The sequence below is a fragment of the Polynucleobacter sp. JS-Fieb-80-E5 genome (assembly GCF_018882015.1).
GTDB lineage: Bacteria > Pseudomonadota > Gammaproteobacteria > Burkholderiales > Burkholderiaceae > Polynucleobacter.
In genome coordinates this window covers 273259-287740 of the sequence record NZ_JACVPH010000002.1, presented here as the reverse complement: position 1 = coordinate 287740, position 14482 = coordinate 273259, and the positions used below count along the sequence as shown (strand labels likewise).

At 46.6% G+C, this 14482-nt stretch carries 13 protein-coding genes; 7 read left to right on the top strand and 6 right to left on the bottom strand.

Going from position 1 to position 14482, the window contains the following annotated elements; genetic code table 11:
- Positions 1–64: 64 nt before the first annotated feature.
- The 3 genes from ICN44_RS04430 (at position 65) to ICN44_RS04420 (ending at position 5967) form a co-directional block, all read left to right on the top strand.
- On the top strand, positions 65–1615 hold the full coding sequence (locus ICN44_RS04430; protein ID WP_255537408.1) for an efflux transporter outer membrane subunit: 1551 nt from the start codon (positions 65–67) through the stop codon (positions 1613–1615).
- A gap of 169 nt (positions 1616–1784) precedes the next feature.
- Entirely contained in the window at positions 1785–2924 is a 1140-nt protein-coding gene (locus tag ICN44_RS04425) for an efflux RND transporter periplasmic adaptor subunit (RefSeq protein ID WP_216262951.1), read from the top strand.
- Between the two features lie 7 nt (positions 2925–2931).
- Positions 2932–5967 carry an efflux RND transporter permease subunit gene (locus ICN44_RS04420; RefSeq protein ID WP_216262875.1) on the top strand — a complete coding sequence of 1012 codons (3036 nt, stop codon included), beginning with the start codon at positions 2932–2934 and terminating at the stop codon, positions 5965–5967.
- A gap of 18 nt (positions 5968–5985) precedes the next feature.
- Here the strand turns inward: ICN44_RS04420 and ICN44_RS04415 are convergent, their stop codons facing one another.
- Genes ICN44_RS04415 through ICN44_RS04405 form a run of 3 tightly spaced genes read right to left on the bottom strand, consistent with a single transcriptional unit; the run spans position 5986 to position 7484 of the window.
- Positions 5986–6648 carry a glutathione S-transferase family protein gene (locus ICN44_RS04415; protein WP_216262874.1) on the bottom strand — a complete coding sequence of 221 codons (663 nt, stop codon included), beginning with the start codon at positions 6646–6648 and terminating at the stop codon, positions 5986–5988.
- Between the two features lie 28 nt (positions 6649–6676).
- The gene (locus ICN44_RS04410; protein ID WP_072582631.1) at positions 6677–7177 is read right to left on the bottom strand and encodes a flavin reductase family protein; all 501 of its coding nucleotides are present in this window, start codon (positions 7175–7177) and stop codon (positions 6677–6679) included.
- A gap of 10 nt (positions 7178–7187) precedes the next feature.
- A complete protein-coding gene (locus ICN44_RS04405) occupies positions 7188–7484 on the bottom strand; it encodes a hypothetical protein (RefSeq protein WP_215321134.1) in 297 nt (98 codons plus the stop codon).
- Between the two features lie 87 nt (positions 7485–7571).
- Between ICN44_RS04405 and ICN44_RS04400 the strand changes: the two genes are divergently transcribed.
- Positions 7572–8555: an MDR family oxidoreductase gene (locus ICN44_RS04400; protein WP_216262873.1), complete on the top strand. Its 984-nt coding sequence runs from the start codon at positions 7572–7574 to the stop codon at positions 8553–8555.
- A 20-nt stretch (positions 8556–8575) separates the two neighbouring features.
- Here ICN44_RS04400 and ICN44_RS04395 read toward each other — a convergent pair whose 3' ends face one another.
- The gene (locus ICN44_RS04395; RefSeq protein WP_072582634.1) at positions 8576–8752 is read right to left on the bottom strand and encodes a DUF1289 domain-containing protein; all 177 of its coding nucleotides are present in this window, start codon (positions 8750–8752) and stop codon (positions 8576–8578) included.
- Between the two features lie 42 nt (positions 8753–8794).
- Here ICN44_RS04395 and ICN44_RS04390 point away from each other — a divergent pair, with 42 nt between their 5' ends.
- On the top strand, positions 8795–9880 hold the full coding sequence (locus ICN44_RS04390; RefSeq protein WP_216262872.1) for an MBL fold metallo-hydrolase: 1086 nt from the start codon (positions 8795–8797) through the stop codon (positions 9878–9880).
- Here ICN44_RS04390 and ICN44_RS04385 read toward each other — a convergent pair.
- A complete protein-coding gene (locus ICN44_RS04385; protein WP_216262871.1) occupies positions 9792–10250 on the bottom strand; it encodes a PhaM family polyhydroxyalkanoate granule multifunctional regulatory protein in 459 nt (152 codons plus the stop codon). The genes ICN44_RS04390 and ICN44_RS04385 overlap by 89 nt on opposite strands.
- A 74-nt stretch (positions 10251–10324) precedes the next feature.
- Between ICN44_RS04385 and ICN44_RS04380 the strand changes: the two genes are divergently transcribed.
- Both ICN44_RS04380 and metH read left to right on the top strand, forming a co-directional pair.
- On the top strand, positions 10325–11389 hold the full coding sequence (locus ICN44_RS04380; RefSeq protein ID WP_216262870.1) for a homocysteine S-methyltransferase family protein: 1065 nt from the start codon (positions 10325–10327) through the stop codon (positions 11387–11389).
- A complete protein-coding gene (metH, locus tag ICN44_RS04375; protein WP_216262869.1) occupies positions 11386–14136 on the top strand; it encodes a methionine synthase in 2751 nt (916 codons plus the stop codon). The genes ICN44_RS04380 and metH overlap by 4 nt, the downstream gene beginning before the upstream one ends.
- On the opposite strand, the gene ICN44_RS04370 is transcribed toward metH, so the two are convergent.
- Positions 14133–14450 carry a DUF1840 domain-containing protein gene (locus ICN44_RS04370; protein ID WP_072582639.1) on the bottom strand — a complete coding sequence of 106 codons (318 nt, stop codon included), beginning with the start codon at positions 14448–14450 and terminating at the stop codon, positions 14133–14135. The genes metH and ICN44_RS04370 overlap by 4 nt on opposite strands.
- Positions 14451–14482: the final 32 nt, after the last annotated feature.

Here is a 14482-nt window from a genome sequence, read left to right as displayed (position 1 = left end):
ATCAGGGCTTTACGAAGCCCTGATTGCATTTCTGTGTTCAAATAACTCTTGTAAAAGAGGATATTTGTTGCAACCCATGTTTCTATCGATGCCCCGTCTTTCAGGTTTGAAATTGCTTCCGCTAATTTGTGCGCTAGCTCTCTCTGCATGCGCAGTCGGCCCAGACTTCAAGCAACCTAAAGCACCTAAGACCTCTTCCTATACAGAAACCCCTGTCGCTAAGAAACTCACCACGGCACCTGGAGTGCCAGGTGGCACCGATCAAGAGTTTGTTGAGGGCGCAGATATAGAAGCGCAGTGGTGGGAACTTTATAAATCTCCTGAGCTTGATGCGCTGATTAAAAAAGCGCTTGAGCAAAATCCAAATTTAGGTGCAGCTGATGCAGCATTGCGTGCTGCCCAAGAAAATGCCAATGCACAGATTGGCGGCCAATATTTTCCAGCAATTGGTGTTGGTGCAAACGCCATAAGACAGAAGCAGCCATCTGCCGTCTACGGCATGAATTATGGGACTGATACCTATAACTTGTACAACGCTACAGTCAACGTAACATATAAGTTGGATGTTTTTGGTGGAGCTCGGAGAGCAGTTGAGGGTGCGCGCGCACAAGCAGAGGTTGCGCAGTTTCAATTAGAGGGTGCTTATCTTTCACTAACAGCTAATGTAGTGACGAGCGCTGTTAAAGAGGCCGCACTGCGAGCGCAGATGCAAGCTACAGAAGAAATCCTAAAAGCTCAAACGAATCTTGCCGAAGTAACTGAGAAGCAGTTAGTCATTGGTACAGTTTCTAAGGTAGACGTCACATCCCAGCGAACCTTGGTATCGAACTCTCAAGTGGATCTTTTTAATTACGAACGAAATCTGGCATTTGCGCGCAATCAATTAGCAGTGCTAGTAGGTGAGATTCCCAGCAATGCCAATATTGCCAAGTTTGATTTGGCCAATTTGCATTTGCCAGAGAAGCTACCTCTATCGGTACCTTCCAGCCTAGTACGGCAACGTCCTGATGTGCGGGCGGCTGAAGCCCAGTTAAAAGCTCAAAATGCTTTCGTAGGTGTAGCAACGGCGAACTTATTGCCGCAATTTAATATCACGGGATCTATTGGTGCTGCCGCACTGACATCCAATGGACTGTTTGGTCCGAACTCTGCGTTATGGACTTTGGGTGGAGGCATCTTGCAGCCATTGTTTCAGGGTGGTCAGCTTTTGGCACAGCGTCGTGGTGCGATTGCTAATTATGAGCAAGCTGCTTTTCAATACCAAGCAACTGTCTTAAATGCATTCCAAGAAGTAGCCAATGCATTGCGCGCATTAGAGACTGGTGCGCAAGCACTCAAGGCAGCATCGGACGCAGAGCGTTATGCCTACGAAACTCTGGATTTAGTGCAGCAACAGTACAAACTCGGTACAGCCAGTTATTTAGCAGTGCTCTATTACCAAAATCAGTATCAGCAAGCAAAAGTGAAATCAGTTGCAGCACAAGCAACCCGCTTCTCAGATACCGCAGCTTTATTTGCAGCATTAGGTGGTGGCTGGTGGAATCGTGAGGGCCCTGCTTTTAAACCAAAAGACATAGCGAACAAAGATCAAAATGAAACTTCTGGAACAAATTAAGAACAAGCTCATTGCTTTGGTTCTTGCCTTGTGGGCATGGATGCAACGTAAAGCAATTAAATGGAAATTGCGTGAGAGAGCAATTGCTCTTTGGGAAAAGACCAAAGCCTTTTGGGCGCGCATGGGTCAGAAATGGCGCGGTACCAAGGCCCATGAAAAGCTCATGGCAATGGAGCCCTTGCAGCGCCGTATGACCATCATGCTTTGCGGTGTATTTTTATTATTGGGATTGATCTTCGCTTTCAATCAGCTCAAGACTTTCATGATTAAGCATTTCATCGCGGGCATGGGATTGCCTCCTGCAACGGTATCCACCATGGTGATTGCAAATACAGAATGGCAGCCTAAGTTAACTAGCGTTGGTAATGTGCGTGCATTTAGGGGTGTTGAGCTCAGCACGGAGATTGGCGGTTTAGTACAGACTGTGCCTATTAAGTCAGGTCAAGACGTTAAAGAAGGCGAACTCCTCATTAAATTAAATGATGCATCTGATGTAGCCCAGTTGAACTCTTTAAAGGCAGTGGCCGATCTAGCTAAAGTCATTAATGAGCGTGATAGACAGCAGTTAGCAATTCAGGCAATTAGTAAGAATGTATTTGATACGAGCGCTGCTGATTCCAAATCAAAACAAGCGCAGGTTGAGCAGCAAACTGCTTTAGTGGCCAAGAAAAATCTCAAAGCGCCATTTAGTGGCCGGGTAGGTATTGTTTCTATCAATCCAGGACAGTATGTAAATCCTGGCGATAAGCTGCTAACGTTACAAACCTTAGATCCTATTTTTGTAGATTTCAACTTACCGCAAAACAATGCTGAACTCATTCAGGTTGGGCAGGAGGTTGTTGTGACCACAGATGCATTTAAGGATGCGAGTTTTACAGGCAAGATTACTGCTGTTAGTCCAAAGGTTGATACCAATACCCGCAATATTCAGGTTGAGGCGCAACTCGCTAATCCGGATAAGAAAATTCTGCCGGGCATGTTTGCTAATGTGAATATCAAGCTGGGTGATCAAGTGAAATACCTGACCCTACCTCAGACGGCAGTTACTTATAACCCGTATGGTTCGACCATCTTTATTGCTAAACCTACTGGCAAGAAAGATAAGCAAGGCAATCCAGCCCTTGAGGCACAACAGGTATTTGTAACGACTGGATTAACTCGTGGTGATCAAGTGGCCATTTTGAAGGGTGTTGATGAAGGCGCAACGGTGGTTACTAGCGGTCAGCTGAAGCTCAAGAATGGCACACCACTAATTATTAATAACAAGGTGCAGCCAGCTAACTCACCTGATCCAAAGCCGCAGGAATAAATAGCAGATGAATTGGACTGACATATTCATCCGCAGACCAGTGCTCTCCATGGTAGTGAGTGCTCTTGTATTGATTTTTGGTTTGAAGGCAATTGGTTCTTTGCCTGTAAATCAATATCCGCAAACGCAAAATGCGGTTGTGACCATCACTACGGCATACTATGGTGCTGATCCTGAAACGATTGCTGGGTTTATTACTCAGCCTCTTGAGGCATCTATAGCTCAGGCGCAAGGTATTGATTACTTATCTTCTGCCAGCGTGAGTGGAGTCTCCACTATTACTGCAACTTTGAAGTTGAACTATGACTCAAACGCGGCATTAACGCAGATACAGACTCAAATTAGTGCGGTAAAAAATCAGTTGCCACCGCAGGCACAGCAACCTATCTTGACAGTACAGGTTGGCCAATCTACTGCTGCGATGTATATGGGTTTCTATAGTGATGACATCCCCAACAATGCCATCACTGACTATTTATTGCGTGTTGTAAAGCCAAAGCTGGATTCTGTTGAAGGGGTTCAGAATGCAGAGATCACTGGTGGACGTAAATTCGCCTTACGTGCCTGGTTGGATCGAGAGAAGATGGCCGGTCTTGGTGTGGGCGCCGATGATGTTTATAGTGCCATGTCAGCCAACAACTACTTATCAGCAGTTGGAAGCACTAAAGGCGAAATGGTCTCGGTCGACTTGGTTGCCGGTACCGACTTACATACTCTGGATGAGTTTCGCAAATTAGTCATTAAAAAAGATGGCGTGAATATTGTGTACTTAGACCAAGTGGCCAATGTCACTATGGGTTCTGAGGACTACAACACGAACGTTGCCTTTAGCGGTAAGAAGTCGGTGTTTATTGCCATTAAGGTTGCTCCGCAGGCCAATCTATTAGATGTGGCGCAACGTGTTCGGGATGTGGTGCCAGATATTCAGAAGCAATTACCCATTGGCATGACGGGCAAGATTGTTTATGACTCTACTAAATTTATTACCAGCTCCATTGATGAAGTGGTAACTACTTTAATAGAGGCCTTGGTGATTGTGACTGTGGTGATCTACCTTTTCTTGGGTAGTGCTCGTGCGGTTGCTGTTCCAGTAATTGCAATGCCTTTATCGCTCATTGGCACTTTCTTCCTCATGCAAGTGCTGGGTTATTCAATTAATTTGCTTACACTTCTCGCTCTGGTCTTGGCAATTGGGTTGGTAGTGGACGACGCCATCATCGTGGTGGAAAACGTTGATCGTCACATGAAAGAAGGTAAGTCACCACTAGAGGCATCTTTAATTGCTGCTCGCGAATTAGGCGGTCCTATTTTGGCAATGACGGTAGTGCTGATTGCAGTGTATATCCCGATTGGCTTTCAGGGCGGTCTGACGGGCGCACTGTTTACTGAGTTTGCCTTTACTTTGGCTAGCGCTGTAGCTGTTTCAGGATTAATTGCCTTAACACTCTCGCCCATGATGTGTTCTCGTATCTTTACAGAAGAGCAAGAGGCGTCACCTTTTGTGCAGAAGATTGATCGCATATTTGAGAAGGTGCATCACAGCTATCAAACTACACTGCGTGACTTGCTAAGCACTTGGCAGGTCATCATCGTGATGGGAGTTATCTTGCTAGGTGGCGTAGCTTATTTATATTCAACTGCGCGTGCTGAATTGGCGCCAACCGAAGACCAAGGCATTGTTTTGATGCAAGCATCAGGACCTCCTAATAGTACGGTGACGCAAATGCAGACCTATGCAGATCAAATCTACGCAATTGCAGCTGCAGAACCAGAGTACGAACAGGCTTTCCAGATCACGAGCCCAACTTCGAGCTTTGGCGGTATCTTGCTGAAAGACTGGAGTGAGCGCAGTCGTAATGCAACCAAGTTCCAAGAAGATATGCAGCAAAAGTGGAACTCCATTGCTGGCGCACGCGTTGCCGCCTTCCAGTTTCCAGCCTTACCAGGAGCACAAGGCTTGCCTGTGCAGGTTGTTATTAATACAACAGAATCTTATGCAGCGTTAAATGAAGTCTCACAAGCAGTGCTTGATAAAGCGCGCCGCAGTGGCAATTTTTTCTTCGTGGATTCTGATCTTAAGATTGATAAGCCACAAGATGTTTTAGAGATTGATCGAGAAAAAGTTGCTGCCCTAGGTATGACTCAGCAACAAGTCGGTTCAGCCTTATCTGCTGCTTTAGGCGGTGGATATGTAAATTACTTCTCAGTAGCCGGACGCTCTTATCGTGTGATTCCACAAGTAAAGCAAGTGGATCGTCTCAATCCAGATCAAATATTGGATTACTACATTCGTACGCCAAGTGGCGCGATGGTTCAAGCGCGCACTATCGCAACGATTAAACAAAGAGTGGTGCCGCAGTCTATTAATCATTTCCAGCAATTAAATTCAGCAACCATCTCGGGTGTAAGCACACCATTTATTTCGCAAGCGGATTTATTGGAGTACATGCGTCAGACTCTGAAAGAGGTTGCGCCGAACGGTTACACCATGGACTACGCAGGCCCGTCACGCCAATTTATGGCTGAATCTGGTGGATTCTTGGTCACCATGTTCTTTGCGATTCTGATTGTGTTCTTGGTGCTTGCGGCACAGTTTGAAAGTTTCCGCGATCCGATTGTAATTTTGGTTTCTGTGCCGCTAGCCTTATTTGGCGCCTTGATATTTATTAATTTGGGATTCACGACCTTAAACGTCTACACCCAAGTTGGTCTAGTCACACTCATGGGCTTGATTAGTAAGCACGGTATTTTGATCGTGGAGTTTGCGAATGAACTTCAGGAAGCGGGGCGCAGTAAGCTCGATGCCATCGTTGAAGCAAGTAGCGTTCGTTTGCGCCCGATTTTGATGACAACTGCAGCAATGGTTTTAGGTGTATTACCTTTGGTGATTGCTTCTGGCGCGGGTGCCGCAGGACGCAAATCCATGGGCATTGTCATTTTCACTGGCCTATCAATTGGTACGCTGTTTACACTCTTTGTAGTGCCAGCAATGTACTTATTTATTGGTGCCGATCACCATGCCAAGAAATTTAAGCAGCAGTAAAAATGAAAGACAGAAAAACTATTTAACGATATTGAGTTCTTTTTCAACAATATCGTTAAAGCAAGTTTCATTTTCTAGGCGTTGCATCCAGGCATCGATATTCTTAAGGGGTGCACGCTCGCCAGTGTGCTTTGGGAAGGTCTGATTTAGAAGAATCCAACGGCTGACACACAGAGCTAGAACAATATCTCCAGTCTGAAATTGATTGCCTGCACAATAGCTTTGCTTGGACAATGTTTGATCTAGCAATCCAAGCAGCCGATTAGTTTCTTGGTATCCCTTGAGAATCGATTCGTATTGACGCTCTGCCTCTGGTGTTCTGGTGAGACCCAGAAATGCTATGCGCAGCGCTGGCCACATTGTGCCCAATTGCCAATCCATCCATTTCTCGGATTCGTACTGAGTCTTAATGTCTGCTGTAAAGCGCCCAGCCTGATCATGCTGACGGGCTAAGTAGCGCATGATGGTATTGGATTCCCAAAGTACCACTTCACCATCTTCCAGTGTAGGTACTAAGCCATTTGGGTTGAGATTTAAAAACTCTGGAGTGTTATTGATACCAAATTGTAGGCCAGCATCGATGCGCTCAAATTTTTTGCCTTCCTTTAATCCAAGCTCAGCAAGGCACCACAATACTTTTTGAACGTTAATAGAACTTTTACGACCCCATAAACGCATCATGGCATTTCCTTGCAAAGATGAGTTGGTATTAGCTAGCTTTAGTTTCTGTGAAATCGAGGCCAACAAATTGGCTGCGCGCAAAAATGAGGGGCTCTCGTTCAGGATGATTTTTTAAGTTAATCACTTTGGCAACAATGATGTTGTGATCACCGCCAATATGAACACAAACAGTTTCACATTCGTAATAAGCTACACAATGATCAATCTGCGTAAGTCCGCTAGCAGCTAGCTTGTGATCAATTCCCTTGAATTGATCGGTCTTCACATTAGCGAAATGCATTGCCAAATTCTCTTGCGAGCGCTCTAGTACATGAATCAAATGTTTCTTGCCAAGCTCAACCCAAGGCATCAGACGTGAATGCTTCTTGAGGCTCCAAAGAATAAGTGGCGGCTCGAGTGAGACGGTGTTGAAGGAGCTGATCGTAATGCCATGAGAATTATTTTCCTCATCTAGGCAAGTGATAACAGTGACCCCAGTTGCAAATGATGCGAAACCTTTACGTAACTCTTGTGAAGTAAATGGGGTCATTAGTCTTTGCTTATTTAGCTTCAGCTTTTGCTGTAGCGGTCAGTGTTGTGCCGGGAATGGGATTTAAAACCTCATTCTCTTCAGCTTTTACGCACTTGAAGCGATATTCTTTGCCTGCCTTGGATAGAAAGCTGGCGCCTTCATAGAAATCATCTTTACAGGTCTTAGTAGCAAAGTCCATGACATCCTGTGGTGCAGCGCTAGAGGTGATCAGGCGCATATTACCCATGGACATATTAATTTGGGTGGAATAGCAGCCAGATAGCGCCAAGCCAGAAATCGTAGTTAATAGTAGAATTTTTTTCATGGAAACCTCCATAATCAGCAATGCTCGTTAGGATAAACCTATTAAGCAATTGCTGCGGGGAAATACCTCGTTCTAAAAGGAAGAGACATGTTTAAAGCAATATTGGTAAATAAGGATGATCAAGGGTATCGCGCAGAATTAGCCCAAGTCGATGAGGCCAAGCTCCCAGAAGGCGATGTTCGCGTAAAGGTCCTTTATTCCACCCTCAATTACAAGGATGGCCTGGCTATCACCGGCAAAGGCCCGGTGGTTCGCAGCTTCCCAATGGTGCCTGGCATCGATTTTGCTGGTGAAGTAATGGAGAGCACCAGTTCCGACTTCAAGACTGGCGATATGGTGCTTCTCAACGGCTGGGGAGTTGGGGAAGGGCATTGGGGTGGCTTAGGCCAGCAGGCCCGTGTGAAGGCCGATTGGTTGATTCCGCTGCCCAAGGGGTTTACTGCTAAACAAGCATTAGCCATTGGCACCGCAGGTTATACCGCCATGCTCTGCGTCATGGCGCTACAAAAGCATGGGCTTAAGCCAAGTGATGGTGAGGTTTTGGTCACCGGTGCTGCAGGCGGGGTTGGCAGCTTTGCCATCACCCTTCTCAGCAAGCTAGGGTTTACTGTTGTCGCGAGTACTGGCCGTATGGCTGAAGCGGATTACCTAAAGAAATTGGGTGCAACTGAAGTAATTGATCGCGCTACCTTATCTGCTCCTGGCAAGCCATTGGCAAAAGAGCGTTGGGCTGCAGTAGTTGATAGCGTAGGTAGCCATACTTTGGCTAATGCTTGTGCACAGACCAAGAGCGATGGTGCAGTTGCTGCTTGTGGACTGGCTCAAGGCATGGATTTTCCTTCAAGTGTTGCACCATTTATTTTGCGCGGAGTGACTTTGTACGGCATTAATAGTGTGACTGTGCCACGTGCAAAACGCATTGCTGCCTATGAGCAATTGAGTCAGTTAGTAGATCTGAAAACCTTAGATGAAATCTCTCATGAGATCACGCTTGAGGAGTCGATCAAATACGCGCAAGAATTAATGGCAGGTAATGTACGTGGACGGTTGATTGTCGACGTCAATAAATGAAAAAGAAATAAAGATTGGTATTACTGCGGTGCTTGGGGTTTGCGACTTGGAAGTTGCGTCCAAACCTCAAGCTTCTCAGGATTCGTAAGATCTGACCAATCAGCAATTTCAGTCAAGGTACGATAGCAGCCACGACAGTAGCCATTTTCAGGATTAATGTCACACCAATTAATGCAAGGCGATGGAACTGTTGTCAAAGCAAACCTAGAAGTAAAAAAATCAATCAATAACACTAAGCCATGAATACTCAAAACAAAGCAAGCGCTGAAGCTGCAATTCATTATCCCTTAGGAGACGCTCTTCCGGAAGTGGGTAGCAGCATAGAGGTTGCGCCGGGTGTTCGCTGGATCAGAATGCGCCTGCCCTTTGCTTTAGATCACATCAATCTTTGGCTGCTGCGTGATGAAATTGATCATGTTGCGGGTTGGACGATTGTGGACTGCGGTATTGCTAATGATGAGACAAGAGCCTCATGGGAGCAGGTGTTTGCTACTCAGCTTGACGGCTTACCAGTCTTGCGCGTGATAGTGACGCATATGCATCCTGACCATGTGGGTCTTTCGCAATGGCTCTGTGAAAAATGGCATGTCCCTATGTGGATTTCCATGACAGATTATTTAACTGCCCAATGGTTAAGTTGCAAAGAGGGTGGTGCTGCGGTTGGTTCACGTGCTGGTAGTGGTGGTTCTGCAGATCACTTTCAAAGACATGGTTTAACGGGCTCAGAAGATTTAGAAAAAATTCGCGGGCGCTCCAATTACTACAGCAATATGGTTCCTGGAGTGACTCGTCAATATCGCCGCATTATTGATGGTGAATTAATTGCAATAGGTGGTCGTACGTGGCAAGTCATTATGGGTTATGGGCATGCGCCTGAGCATGCTTCGCTGTTTTGTAAAGATCTTGGGGTGTTGATTTCTGGGGATATGTTGTTGCCCCGCATTTCTACTAACGTGAGTGTTTATGATGCTGACCCAGATGCAGATCCGCTAGGCTTATATCTTGAATCTATTGAAAAATATTTAGCGTTGCCTGAGGATGCATTGGTGCTTCCTTCACACGGCAAACCATTTACTGGAATTAGGCCGCGTGTTGCGCAACTCAAAGCGCATCATGATGATCGCTTGGCGGATACTTTGGCCGCATGTAAAAAACCGGCACATGCTAGAGAGATTGTGCCGGTCTTGTTTAAACGTGAATTAGATATTCATCAACTCACATTTGCAATGGGTGAGGCTATTGCTCATCTGAATTACCTACTTCGTCGAGGAAAGTTGCGTCGCCAGCTTTGCGAGGACGGCGTGTTGCGGTTTTCCGTGGTTTAGCACTAGTCGTTTTGGTCTTAGATTCTTCTTTGGGGGCGCTTGTTGAGCTGGCCGCAGAGCCGGCTGCTGAGACAGCATCACCAAAGGATTTGAGCGCCATCATGGTGGCATGTTGAACTTCAAGACCCTGAATAGTCGATTTGAGGATGTTGAGGTTCAAATTGAGCCAGTTTTCAACGCTTTTAAGGTCTTTAATGCGCTTTTCTAGCTCATCTACATCCAAGCCAGGAAAAGCTGAAGCAAAGCCACCAGCAGCCTTAGAGGCGTCTGCCGTAAAGGGGAACTGCCCAGCCTGACCTGCGGCACCTTGCCCCCACATGGTTTTAAACATATCTAGGCTTTGATTGAATTCTGGAATGGTTCCAAACATAGGGGCTCCGGGGTAAATGAAAAGTGGCTTTTCCAATAGAATAAGGGATTCTAGAGATTATCCCCGGTTTAACAATGCAATCTAATGGTTTGTCCCAGCCCTATACCCGCGGTCAAAAGCTTCCCGAGCTATTAAAGCAGCGCATCCTGATTTTGGATGGCGCCATGGGCACCATGATTCAGCAATACAAGTTAACCGAGGCTGACTATCGCGGTTTGCCGGAAAATACCCGATTTGCCGATCATCCCGGCGACATCAAAGGCAACAACGAGCTGCTAGTTCTGACGCAACCACAAATTATTAGCAAGATCCATGAGCAGTATTTGGATGCTGGCGCAGACATTATTGAAACTAATACTTTCGGTGCCACCTCAGTCGCTCAAGAAGATTACAAAATGGCCGGCTTGGCACACGAGATGAATGAAGTCTCCGCCAGATTAGCGCGCGCAGCTTGTGAAAAATACAGCACCCCAGAAAGACCGCGTTTTGCTGCGGGTGCGATTGGGCCTACACCAAAGACGGCAAGTATTTCACCAGATGTTAATGATCCAGGTGCGCGCAATGTAACCTTTGATGCATTGCGTGCTTCGTATCGTGAGCAGATTGAAGGATTGTTTGCGGGTGGCGTCGACTTATTTTTAGTTGAAACCATTTTCGATACGCTCAATGCCAAAGCGGCATTGTTTGCGCTCGATGAATTTTTTGAAGAGACCGGTGAGCGTTTGCCGGTAATGATTTCTGGAACAGTGACCGATGCATCTGGCCGTATTTTGTCTGGTCAAACAGTTGAGGCCTTCTGGAATAGTTTGCGTCACATCAAGCCACTCACCTTTGGTTTGAACTGCGCATTAGGTGCTGCTTTAATGCGCCCTTATATTGCAGAGCTAGCAAGAATTTGCGATGCGGCAGTGTCTTGTTACCCGAATGCGGGCTTGCCTAATCCGATGAGTGATACGGGCTTTGATGAGACCCCAGAAATCACTTCTAGCCTAGTAGATGGTTTTGCTAAAGATGGCTTGGTTAATTTAGTAGGTGGCTGCTGCGGCACGACACCTGATCACATTCGCGCAATTGCTAATGCGGTTGCCAAACGGAAGCCACGCGCTTTCTATCGTGAGAATGCGGAGGTATCAGCATGAGCACGATAGAGAAAAAAGCGATGCCAGCAATGAAGCTTTCTGGTCTTGAGCCATTTAACGTTACTGCTGATGTTGGCTTCGTCAATATTGGGGAGCGCACTAATGTCACTGGCTCCAAAGCATTTTCTAGAATGATTTTGAATAATCAATTTGATGAAGCGCTAGTTGTAGCGCGTCAGCAGGTTGAGAATGGCGCACAAGTCATCGACATCAATATGGATGAAGCGATGTTGGATTCTGAAGCGGCGATGACACGCTTCCTCAATTTGATCGCCTCTGAGCCTGATATTGCACGCGTTCCCATCATGATCGACTCCTCCAAGTGGAGTGTGATTGAAGCGGGTCTGAAGTGTATTCAAGGTAAGCCAATTGTTAACTCGATCTCCTTAAAAGAGGGTGAAGAGTCTTTTAGAAAACAAGCACGTCTAATTCGTCGTTATGGTGCTGCTTCTGTAGTGATGGCTTTTGATGAGGTAGGGCAAGCCGATACCTTTAAGCGTAAGACGGAGATCTGTCAGCGCTGCTATGAGATCTTGGTAAACGAGATTGGCTTCCCAGCAGAAGACATTATTTTTGATCCGAATATTTTTGCAATTGCTACCGGCATTGAAGAGCACGACAACTATGCGGTCGACTTTATTAATGCCACCCGCTGGATTAAAGAAAACCTACCGGGTGCTAAGGTTAGCGGCGGCGTTTCCAACGTGAGCTTCTCGTTCCGCGGTAATGACCGTGTGCGCGAAGCGATTCATACGGTGTTCTTGTATCACGCCATTCAGGCTGGCATGGACATGGGTATTGTGAACGCTGGTCAGTTGGGTGTTTACGCTGATTTGGATCCTGAGTTGCGTGAGCGTGTTGAGGATGTTGTCCTCAATCGCTTTAAAGAAAAGGATGGCAAAACACCTACCGAGCGATTGCTCGATATTGCTGACCAATTTAAGGGTGGTGGCGCTAAGCAGGTCGAGAACCTAGTGTGGCGTGAAGCCCCTGTACGTGAGCGTCTAACGCATGCCCTAGTGCATGGCATCACTACCTTTATTGAAGAAGACACCGAAGAGTTGCGCGCAGAAATTATGGGCGCTGGCGGCAGGCCGATTGAGGTCATTGAAGGCCCGCTGATGGATGGTATGAATGTCGTGGGCGACTTGTTTGGTGCGGGCAAGATGTTCTTACCTCAAGTGGTTAAGAGTGCGCGTGTGATGAAGCAAGCAGTTGCCATCTTGATTCCGTATATCGAAGAAGAAAAGCGCCAACATATTGCAGCAGGCGGTGAAGCCAAAGCTAAGGGCAAGATTGTCATGGCAACCGTGAAGGGCGACGTACACGATATCGGTAAAAATATTGTGACTGTTGTTCTGCAATGTAATAACTTTGAAGTAGCCAATATGGGTGTGATGGTTCCTTGTGCAGAGATTCTCAAGCGTGCCAAAGAAGAGAATGCAGATATTGTTGGTTTATCTGGATTGATTACACCTTCGCTAGAAGAGATGACTTATGTTGCGCAAGAGATGCAACGCGATGATTGGTTCCGCGAACGCCAAATTCCGCTGATGATTGGTGGCGCAACGACTTCGCGCGTTCATACAGCGGTAAAGATTGCCCCACACTACGATGGCCCTGTGGTGTATGTGCCTGACGCATCTCGTTCAGTTTCAGTGGCTTCTAGCTTGCTGTCTGATGAAAGTGCCAAGAAATTTATTCAAGATTTGCGCGATGACTATGTACGTATTCGTGAACAGCATGCCAATAAGAAGGCGGCGCCAACGATTTCTTTAGAAGCGGCGCGCAAGAATCGCGAGATGATCGACTGGGCTGCTTATGTTCCAGAGAAGCCGAAGTTCATTGGCCGTCGTGTATTTAAAAACTTTGCACTGAGCGATATTGCTAAATATATTGACTGGACACCATTCTTTCAGACTTGGGACCTTGCAGGTAAATTCCCAGCAATTCTGGATGATGAAGTTGTTGGCATAGAGGCTCGTAAGGTATTTGCAGATGCTCAAGCATTACTCGATAAGTTGATTAAAGGCCAATGGCTACAAGCCGATGCAGTAGTGGCTTTCTATCCTGCTAATACCGTTGGCGACGATATCGTTTTATATAGCGATGAAGCACGCGAGCACCCTTTGTTTGTTTGGCATAACTTGCGTCAACAATCCGAGCGTCCAGTTGTAGAGGGTGTGCGCAGACCTAATCGTTGTCTGGCTGATTACGTTGCGCCAAAAGATTCTGGCGTTGCTGATTACCTGGGTTGTTTTGCAGTGACCACCGGTCATGGTGTTGAAAAGAAAGTGGCTGAGTTTCAGGCAAAGCACGATGACTACAGCGCCATTATGTTGAAGGCCTTGGCTGACCGCTTGGCTGAAGCGTTTGCTGAGCTGATGCACCATCGGGTGCGTACAGACTTATGGGGCTATGCAACAGATGAGATTTTGACAAATGATCAAATGATCAATGAAGAGTACCGCGGTATTCGTCCGGCACCTGGTTATCCAGCCTGCCCTGCACATGAAGTTAAAGAGGATTTATTACGAGTCATTGGCTCTGAAGATATTGGCATGACTCTGACCGAGTCAATGGCCATGAATCCAGCTTCAAGCGTGAGTGGTTTCTATCTGGCCCATCCGGATGCGCGCTACTTTAATGTAGGCAAGCTATCCGATGATCAGGTTGAAGACTTAGCCAAACGCCGCGGTCAAAGTATTGAAGATACCCGTCGCCAGCTAGCGAGCTTGATAGATTAAACGCCCCACATAACGGGTTCGTCCTTGGCTTTGGACTGCTTCATCAGCTCCAGGAATGGGTAGGCTCTCTGTCCAAGGCGATCGGCCAGCTTAGGCTTCTCAGCGCCCTTCTCGGACTCGTCATTTGCTTTAGCCCGCTCCTCAAGATCTTTGAGGATGGCAGTTTCCAGAGCAGTGATGAGGTCTGGCAGTTGCTCAACGGTCAAAATTCCGCGGGGCTCCAGGGGGCGCCCCAAAATATCAAAAATTCGTTTAGTCAGATCCGCCAGCATGATGACATCTGGACCGGCCTTTGAGCGAAATTGATAGATCATTTCGATAGCTTACCACCTGATAAACTCACTTA